Origin of the sequence: Bradyrhizobium sp. NBAIM18, assembly GCF_020193825.1 — a bacterium.
GTDB lineage: Bacteria > Pseudomonadota > Alphaproteobacteria > Rhizobiales > Xanthobacteraceae > Bradyrhizobium > Bradyrhizobium yuanmingense.
On the sequence record NZ_JADYVO010000038.1, the window covers coordinates 20,604 to 29,153 of the forward strand.

Here is an 8,550-nt window from a genome sequence, read left to right on the forward strand (position 1 = left end):
GAGCCACCTCCCCCGAAATCCCCTCGATTTGGCCGCGAATCAGCATTGCCAGACCCTGCAGAGCCTCAAATCCTCGGTCAAAACCGTTGACGGTTGGTTTCCGGGAGAGGCCCGATGTGGCCGTTTCTAGACGAGAAATGGCCGCAACTGCAACGCCAAAAGATGGTCAACATACGTGACCTAAAAGGGATAGGCCTACGCCGTGCCGGTGCGGCGGGCGCGCGCCCTGTTCTCCCAACGGTTCAGCATTTGGCCGAGCTCGCCAGTGGGCGCAGGGGTGCCGGTCTTCGCGATCTCGTTGGTGTTCGCCGCCGTATTGGCCGAGAGCCAGTCCGGCTCCGCGTACTCGCGCCAGCGGCGTGCCTCCGCCCGCCTTTTTCGAGAGACGTAGTCCCGCGTGAAATAGCCAGCCCCAAAGGCAAACGAGAGAAGGATGACCAGGATGACGACTTGCACAATGAGCTCCGGCTTTATCCCCCGCTAGCGCCCTGCAATCCAAACGCACTCGAAGGTGACGAAATTGCGACCTGCGATCACGCCGCGGTTTCAAGTCTGCCCCTCGCAACCGGACGCGGACCGGACTAACCTTCGCCGCGCTTGGCCGGATCAACCGGCCGGCCGAACGTAACCGGGAGGATACGATGACACGCCAGGAGGCTCCTGAGCAGGAGCAGCGTGCGCACGATGCTGCGCTTTCACGACGAACGCTGGTCGGGGGGCTGGCGCTCGGCGCCGCGGCCACGTTGGCGGGCCCCGCGCTGGCCCAGACCGGACCCGCCGCACCGCCGACGACGATCACGACGCCGCCGCGCGATTTCGGCCCGGGCGGCGCGCCGACGACCTATTTCTGGGACCCCGACATCATCGCGGTCGATCCGTCCTTCAACGATCTCGCGCAGCCCAACACCGCGATCAAGCGTCTCTACACCGGGCTGCTCTGGGCCGAAGGCCCCGCGTGGAGCGCGCAGGGCCGCTATCTCTTGTGGAGCGACATTCCCAACAACCGGCAAATGCGCTGGACCGAGGACGACGGCCGCGTCAGCGTGTTCCGCTCGCCCTCCAACAATTCCAACGGCAACTCGTTCGACTTCCAGGGCCGCCAGCTCTCCTGCGAACACCTGACGCGGCGGGTGACGCGCTACGAGCATGACGGCACCGCCACCGTGCTCGCCGAGTCCTACCAGGGCAAGAAGCTGAACTCGCCGAACGACATCGCCGCGCATCCCGACGGCAGCTATTGGTTCACCGATCCGCCGTATGGCGGCCAGCTCTACGAAGGCGAGCCCGACGTCGCGGGCGGCCCGAGCAATGCAGGCGGCAAGCTCAATCCGCGGATCGGGCAGCCGGCCGGCTTCGTGCCGGGCAAGCGCGAGCTGCCGACCAATTGCTATCGCATCGATCCCTCCGGCCGCATCGACCTCGTCGTCACCGAAGACCAGGTGCCCGACCCGAACGGGCTCTGCTTCTCGCCCGACTACAAGAAGCTCTACATCGCCTCGACCGGCAAGGGTCCGGGCGACACCGGCCCCGGCGGCAAGGGCGAGATCTTCGTGTTCGACGTCGGCAGCGACAACAAGCTGTCGAACCTGAAGAAGTTCACCGATTGCGTGATCGACGGCGTGAAGTGCGGACCGGATGGCCTGCGTTGCGACGTCAACGGCAATCTCTGGGCCTCCAGCAATGCCGGACGCGCCGTCGGCTACAGCGGCGTCACGGTGTGGTCGCCGGAGGGCAAGCTGCTCGGCCGCATCCGTCTGCCGGAAGTGTGCGGCAACGTCTGCTTCGGCGGCCCCAAGCGCAACCGCCTGTTCATGGCCGCAAGCCAATCGCTCTACGCGGTATATACGGCGACGCAGGGCGCAGGGCCGGGCTGAAACGCAGCGAGCCTTGCTACGACATGGCGCCGGCGGCCCTCGCCGGCGCCGAACTTTTTTGATCGAAGCACCAACCTGCCAACAGAGGTGACTTTCGGACAGAGCACGTCATAAATGAGCCATGGCAAACAAAATATTGGCAGACAAAATTCGCGTCGTTGTTCTCTATGGCGGCAGGTCCGGCGAGCATGAGGTCTCGCTGAAATCGGCGGCCTCCGCATTCAGGCATCTCGACCGCACCCGCTTCGAGGTGATCCCGGTCTCCATCGACAAGGAGGGCCGCTGGCAATGGAACGATCTTGGTGCGCTCGATCTGGCGCAGACGACGTCCTTGCCGATCCTGCCCAATGCGCCCGAGATACGGCTCGCCAGAGAACCTGACGGACGGGTGGCTCTCATGCCTGTAACCGCAGGGACGATGGATCCGCTCGAGATCGACGTCGTCTTTCCGGTCATCCATGGCCCGCTTTGCGAGGACGGCACCGTGCAGGGCCTGCTTGAATTGGCCGACGTCGCCTATGTCGGATCCGGCGTTCTCGCCTCTGCCGTCAGCATGGACAAGGACGTCGCCAAGCGGCTCGCCGAATTCGCCGGCATTCCGGTCGCGCCCTATCGCGTGCTCACAAGCAAGGCCTTCGCGCAGGACCGTAGCTCGTCGCTTGCGAAGGCGGCCGGGGGCCTGAGCCTCCCGGTGTTCGTCAAGCCGTGCAATATGGGCTCCAGTGTCGGCATTCACAAGGTCAAGACCTTGGATGCGCTCGGAGCGGCGCTCGACGATGCCTTTCGTTACGACATCAAGGTGCTGGTCGAACAGGGCATCGACGCACGCGAGATCGAGGTCGCGGTGCTCGAGGGCGAGACGCTGTTCGCCAGCGTTGCCAGCGAGCTCAATCCGAACGCCCATCACGAGTTCTATTCCTACGAAGCGAAATATATCGATCCTGACGGCGCCCGGGTCGATCTTCCCGCGAGGTTGGACGCGGCGCAGATGGAGCGCGTGCGCGCGCTGGCGACGCAGGTGTTCGCGGCGCTCGAATGCAGCGGCTTCGCGCGCGTCGACTTCTTCCTCGACCGGCAAACCGGAAACTTCTATTTCAATGAGATCAACACCCTGCCCGGCTTCACCTCGATCAGCATGTATCCGAAGATGATGGAGGCCTCGGGCGTGCCTTATGGCGAGCTGCTGACGCGCCTCGTCGACCTGGCGCTAGAGCGGCACCGGCAGCGGCAATCGCTGGAACGGGGTTACGCGAGCTAGGTTGTTTCCGCTCGGGAGCAAAGCGCCCCACAAATTGACGCGAGCCAGGGAGCCCATCATGCGCGTTGTGGTCTGCGGCGGCGGCGTCATCGGGGCCTGCGCGGCTTATTTCTTGCGCCGCCGCGGCATCGACGTGACTGTCGTGGAGCGAACCGAGGTCGCCGCCGCCGCGTCCGGCAAGGCCGGCGGCTTCCTGGCCCAGGACTGGTGTGTCGGCACGCCGCTCGATGCGCTCGCGCGGCGCAGCTTTGCGCTTCATGCGCAACTGCCGGAGGAGATCGCCGGCGATTGGGGCCACCGGGCGATGACCGCCTATAGCGGCTTCGTCGCGCCCGACGGCGACGCGCGCCGGGATGCACCATCCGCGCTTGGCTGGCTCAGCGACGGCGTCGTCATCACACAGCGCATCGGCACGGCGAGGACGACTGCGATCGTGCATCCGCGCAAGTTCACGTCGGCCATGATGGACGCAGCGCTTGCGCTCGGCGCTGAGTTTCGTTCCGGCCGCGTAGCCGGCATCGTGCGCGACGGCGATCGTGCGATGGGCGTCGAGGTCGAAGGTAGCATCGTCGCGGCTGATGCCGTCGTGATCGCGATGGGGCCTTGGTCGCTGCTCGCCGCGCAATGGATGAGCCTGCCTGCCGTCTACGGCCAGCGCAGCCCGAGCATCGTCTACGACATCGCCGCAGACGTGCCGGCCGAGGCCTTATTCCTGGAGTATGAGGAAGGCGGCAGTGCGGTCTCGATCGAGGTCTTTCCACGCGCAGACGGCAGCACGCATATCACGGCCCTCTCCGACATCGCGCCGCTTCCGCTCGATCCCGCTTCCGTGACGCCAGACCAAGAGGCGATCGCGCGTCTGCAAGCGATGAGCGAGCGGCTGTCGCCGCTGTTCACCTCTGCGAACATCATCGCGCATCAGGCCTGTTTCCGCCCGGTGACGCAGGATGGCCTGCCGCTGATCGGCAAGGTGCCGCGGAGCAACGGCCTCTACGTCGCGACCGGCCACAATGTCTGGGGCATCCTCAACGCACCCGCGACCGGCGAAGCGTTGGCGCAGCTGATTGCCGATGGCAGCGCGCAGGTCGACCTCTCGCCATTCGATCCTGCCCGGCTCAGTCCGCTCGATCCGTCGTTGCTGCACACGCGCTAAACCGGTGCGGCCCGCTGGCATCCTGGGACCTATCCTGCGATCCTGCCGTTACCCTCCCATGGGAGGCTGGAGGAGCCAGATGGACGATCGACCCAGACAACCCGACCTGATGCAGGACGACGGCTTCGTCAAGGTGCGCGGCGCGCGCGAGCACAATCTCGGCAACGTCGACGTCCGCATTCCTCGCAACGCCCTCGTCGTGTTCACGGGCGTGTCGGGTTCGGGCAAATCCTCGCTCGCCTTTGGAACCATCTACGCCGAGGCGCAGCGGCGCTATCTGGAATCGGTGTCGCCCTACGCGCGGCGCCTGTTTCACCAGATGCAGATCCCCGAGGTCGACGACATCGAGGGCCTGCCGCCGGCCGTGGCGCTCCAGCAGCAGCGCGGGGCGCCGACGACGCGTTCGTCGGTTGGCAGCGTCACCACCATCTCGAACCTGATGAGGATGCTCTATTCCCGCGCCGGCGACTATCCGCGCGGGCAGCCGATGCTCTATGCAGAGTCGTTCTCGCCGAACACGCCGGAGGGCGCCTGCCCGACCTGCCACGGCATCGGCCGGATGCTCGACGTCACCGAGAAGTCGATGGTGCCCGACGACACCAAGACGATCCGCGAGCGTGCCGTCGCGGCCTGGCCGAGTGCCTGGCAGGGCCAGAACCTCCGGGACATCCTGACGACACTCGGCTACGACGTCGACAAGCCCTGGCGCGAGTTGCCGAAGAAGGACCGTGACTGGATCCTGTTCACCGAGGAGCAGCCGACCGTTCCTGTCTATGCCGGCTACGACGCAGCCGAGGTCAAGCGGGCGCTACGCCGCAAGGAGGAGCCGAGCTACCAGGGCACGTTCACCGGCGCCAAGCGCTACGTGATGCAGACCTACGCCAAGTCCGAGAGCGCGATGATGAAGCGTCGCGTCGCGCAGTTCATGATCACGCGGGACTGCCCGACCTGCCACGGCACAAGGCTGAAGCCCGAGGCGCTCAAGGTCAGGTTCGCCGGCCTGAATATCGCAGAGATGTCGCACCTGCCGCTCAAGCAGTTGCACGACGTGATCAAGCCGTTCGCAAAAGCTTCATCGGACAAATCCGAGAAGACCGTCGTCGCGAGGCGCATCTGCGAGGATCTGTCGGAGCGCCTCGCCGTCCTGCTCGATCTCGGCCTCGGCTACCTCGCCTGCGAGCGCAGCACGCCGACGCTGTCGCCGGGCGAGTTGCAACGGCTACGCCTCGCGACGCAGGTCCGCTCGAATCTGTTCGGCGTCGTCTACGTGCTCGACGAGCCGTCCGCGGGCCTGCATCCCGCCGACACCGAGGCGCTGCTGCGCGCGCTGGACCGGCTGAAGCACGCGGGCAACTCGATCTTCGTGGTCGAGCACGAGATTGAGGTGATCAGGCATGCGGACTGGCTGGTGGATGTCGGGCCCGAGGCCGGCGAAAACGGCGGACGCATCCTGTATAGCGGACCGCCGACAGGGCTCGGCCAAGTCGAGCAATCGCGCACCGCCACCTATCTCTCACATCCCCGGCGGCCGCTGCCGACGATCCGTCGTGAGGCGAAGGCGCATCTCAAGGTCAGAGGTGTGACCCGCAACAATCTCCGCGGCCTCGACGTTGACATCCCGCTCGGCGTGATTGCCAGCGTGACCGGCGTGTCGGGTTCGGGCAAATCGAGCCTCATCAGCCAGTTCGTGGTCGACACCGTGGCTGCGCATCTCGGCCACACGCTTGCCGCCGATTCCGACGACGACAATCTGGCTCCCACGGTCGAGACATTGGGCGGCAAGATCGTTGCCGGCCTCGATCTCGTCGATCGTCTGGTCGTGGTCGATCAAAAGCCGATCGGCCGCACCCCGCGCTCCAACCTTGCGACCTATACCGGCCTGTTCGATCATGTACGGAAGCTGTTCGCGGCGACGCCGCAGGCAAAATCCCGTCGCTACGATGCCGGGCGCTTCTCGTTCAATGTCGCGAAGGGGCGCTGTGCGACCTGCAAGGGCGAAGGCTTCGTCTGCGTCGAGCTTCTGTTCCTGCCCAGCGTCTATGCGCCCTGCCCGACCTGCAAGGGCGCGCGCTACAACGACAAGACGCTCGAGGTGAAGATCCGCGGCAAATCCATCGCAGACGTGCTGGCAATGCGGGTCGACGAGGCCTTCGACTTTTTCCAAGACGATTCGACGCTGCACCGGTCGCTGTCGGTCGTCCGCGAGGTTGGGCTCGGCTATATCCGCCTTGGCCAGTCCGCGACCGAACTATCCGGCGGCGAAGCCCAGCGCATCAAGCTCGCGACCGAGCTGATGCGTCCGCAGCGTGGCCACACGCTCTATGTCCTCGACGAACCGACCACCGGGCTGCATCCCAGGGATGTCGAGCGTTTGATCGCCCAGCTTGAGCGGATCGTGGACGCCGGCAACAGCGTGATCGTGATCGAACACGACATGGACGTCGTCTCGCACAGCGACTGGATCATCGATCTCGGCCCTGGCGCCGGCGACGAAGGCGGCCGCATCGTCGCAGCGGGTGCGCCGGACCAGATCACCAGAACCGGCGGCAAGACGGCGCATTATCTGGCCCGTCGCTTAGCGCAGTGAAAGGTTGCGTCGCCCCTTATCTCGCAATTGCGTACTCCACCTTGGCGGACCACCCCGCGACTTTCGCGATGTTGACTTTCCGCCGCCCCCCTCTCCATACTTCGCGACAACAACAAGATCGAACGACGGTTTTGAGGGAGGATAGGATGCCGACTTCACGCAGGCAGCTGCTGAAGACATCGGCGGCTGCCGCCGCCGCACTCAGCCTCGATTGGACACGCGCCCAGGCACAAGCGGAGACTATACGCATCGGCCTGATCTACGACCTCACCGGCCCCTTCGCCGCCGGCGGCTCGGTCGCCTCCTCGATCGGCGCGCAGATCGCCATCGATCTCGTCAACGAGAAAGGCGGTGTCGGCGGCAAATACAAGGTTGCTCCGGTCGCCGCGGATTCGCAGAGCAAGCCCGACGTTGCGATCAACGAGGCCGAACGCCTGATCAGCCAGGAGAAGATCGACATCCTCAACGGCGTCTATGCGAGCTCGCATGCGGTGCCGCTCGCGGCCAAGGTCGAGCAGCAAAAGAAGATCCTCTGGATCACGACCGCGGTCTCGACCGCCGTGTTCAAGGACAAGAACCTGCAACACGTATTTCGCGCGCAAATCCATTCGGATCAATACGGCCAGGCCTTTGCAAGCTTCCTCACCGAGCATGCCAAAGCCAAGCTCGGCATGGACCCGAAGGAGGTCAAGGTCGCGTTGATCCACGAGGACGGCCCCTATGGCGTCGGCGTTGCCTCCGCTGACGAAGCCTATGCGAAAGAGGCCGGCATTCCGGTGGTGCTGCGCGAAGGCTATTCGGCCTCGGCGCCCGACCTGTCGGTGCTGGTGACCAAGATCAAGCGGGCCAAGGCCGACGTGATCTCGCACGCGGGCTACAACCCTGACATCACCCTGTTCCTGCGCCAGGCCCGCGAGAGCGGGTTGCGCTTCAAGATGCTGTTCGGAGCCGGTGCCGGCTACAGCCAGCTCGACAAGCTGCGCGCCACGTTCGGCGCCGACATCGACCATTTCTGCAACATCGACCCGGTGCCGGCGCAGCTGCTCGATCCCGCCAAGCTCGCGCCCGGCATGGGCGATCTGATCAAGACCATGGTCAGTCGCTATCAGGCCAAGACCGGCGCCACCGACGTGCCGCCGCACTGCTCGATGGGCTTCAACCAGACCTGGGTGCTGCTCAACAACGTGCTGCCGGTCGCCAAGGAGAAGTACGGCAGCTTCGAGCCCGAGGCGATCCGGAAAGCGGCGCTCGACGTCGACATCCCCGCGGGCGGCACGATCCAGGGCTATGGCGTGAAATTCTTCCCGCCGGGCACGCCGCTCTCCGGCCAGAACGAACGTTCGACGCCGGTCGTGATGCAGAACGCCGGCGCGCACATCTCCGTGGTGTGGCCGACCAACATCCGCACGCAGGATCCCGTCTTCCCGCTGCCGAAGGGCTCGACCTACGGGGCGTGAGGGGGCGGCGCACTCCCCACCCTCCCCTGGAAGGGGCCGGGACGAGCGTAGCTCGCCCGTGGGTCGCCACGCATGCAGCGAAGCGGAATGCGTGGCGGGGTGGGGTGATCTCTCCACACGGGCACTGCCCGATTAGGAGAGATCACCCCACCCCGCTCGCGCTTCGCGCGATCGACCACGGGCGAGCTACGCTCGTCCCGGACCCCTCCAGGGAAGGGTAA

Annotated in this window: 6 protein-coding genes; 5 read left to right on the plus strand and 1 reads right to left on the minus strand. The window is 65.4% G+C overall.

What is annotated here, in order from left to right; translation table 11 throughout:
• Nucleotides 1–195 precede the first annotated feature (195 nt).
• Nucleotides 196–459, minus strand: coding sequence for a hypothetical protein (locus I6F17_RS36450; protein WP_225131852.1), 264 nt, complete (start codon nucleotides 457–459; stop codon nucleotides 196–198).
• Between the two features lie 182 nt (nucleotides 460–641).
• On the opposite strand from I6F17_RS36450, the gene I6F17_RS36455 reads away from it, so the two are divergent.
• From I6F17_RS36455 to I6F17_RS36475, 5 genes are all read left to right on the plus strand, one after another.
• Nucleotides 642–1,874 (plus strand): SMP-30/gluconolactonase/LRE family protein, encoded by a 1,233-nt coding sequence (locus tag I6F17_RS36455; protein WP_036006753.1) that lies wholly within the window; start codon nucleotides 642–644, stop codon nucleotides 1,872–1,874.
• Between the two features lie 136 nt (nucleotides 1,875–2,010).
• Entirely contained in the window at nucleotides 2,011–3,132 is a 1,122-nt protein-coding gene (locus I6F17_RS36460; RefSeq protein WP_225131849.1) for a D-alanine--D-alanine ligase family protein, read from the plus strand.
• Nucleotides 3,133–3,190: 58 nt separating this feature from the next.
• Nucleotides 3,191–4,285, plus strand: a complete 1,095-nt coding sequence (locus tag I6F17_RS36465) for an FAD-dependent oxidoreductase (protein ID WP_225131850.1) — start codon at nucleotides 3,191–3,193, stop codon at nucleotides 4,283–4,285.
• A 79-nt stretch (nucleotides 4,286–4,364) separates the two neighbouring features.
• Nucleotides 4,365–6,872, plus strand: a complete 2,508-nt coding sequence (uvrA, locus tag I6F17_RS36470; protein WP_225131851.1) for an excinuclease ABC subunit UvrA — start codon at nucleotides 4,365–4,367, stop codon at nucleotides 6,870–6,872.
• A 146-nt stretch (nucleotides 6,873–7,018) separates the two neighbouring features.
• Nucleotides 7,019–8,329, plus strand: coding sequence for an ABC transporter substrate-binding protein (locus I6F17_RS36475; RefSeq protein WP_157284164.1), 1,311 nt, complete (start codon nucleotides 7,019–7,021; stop codon nucleotides 8,327–8,329).
• Nucleotides 8,330–8,550 lie beyond the last annotated feature (221 nt).